The organism is Chryseobacterium lathyri, assembly GCF_003290185.1.
GTDB lineage: Bacteria > Bacteroidota > Bacteroidia > Flavobacteriales > Weeksellaceae > Chryseobacterium > Chryseobacterium lathyri.
Map to the genome: position 1 here is coordinate 1 of NZ_QNFY01000056.1, position 399 is coordinate 399.

1 protein-coding gene is annotated in these 399 nt (G+C 42.9%); it reads right to left on the bottom strand.

Annotated features, from left to right (window positions below; genetic code table 11):
- On the bottom strand, positions 1-216 hold a 216-nt coding region (locus DRF61_RS22505), incomplete at its 3' end, for a DUF6443 domain-containing protein (RefSeq protein WP_157963435.1).
- Between the last annotated feature and the right edge of the window lie 183 nt (positions 217-399).

Below are 399 nucleotides of genomic sequence, written 5' to 3' on the forward strand. Positions count from 1 at the left end.
GACAACATCTCTTCCAAGCGGCGTAGCTTTGATGGCAACACTTTGGATAGGTCTTCCGAGCCCATCAAAATACTGAACAGATTCTGATTTTTTAGTGCAATCCCCATCCAGACAGTTTTTGGTATAGATGTAGTTCTCAGTCGTACTGGGAGTTGTTTGCGCGAAAGAAAGCCCCGCAACAAACAATATATGAAATGCTGTTATAATTTTTTTCATGATTTTTAGTGTTTGTAGTTGTACTGGTTCTCCTGTAGTGTTTTCCCGTCTGCGTCCTTTACTTTAATCAGTCTGCCTGCATTGTCATAGGTATTTACCGTTCTGATTCCGTTCGCGGAAATGGAGTTCGTTACTCCCACCAGAGGATCATACGTGGTTGCCGTGACCGTGTAATTCTTCAGG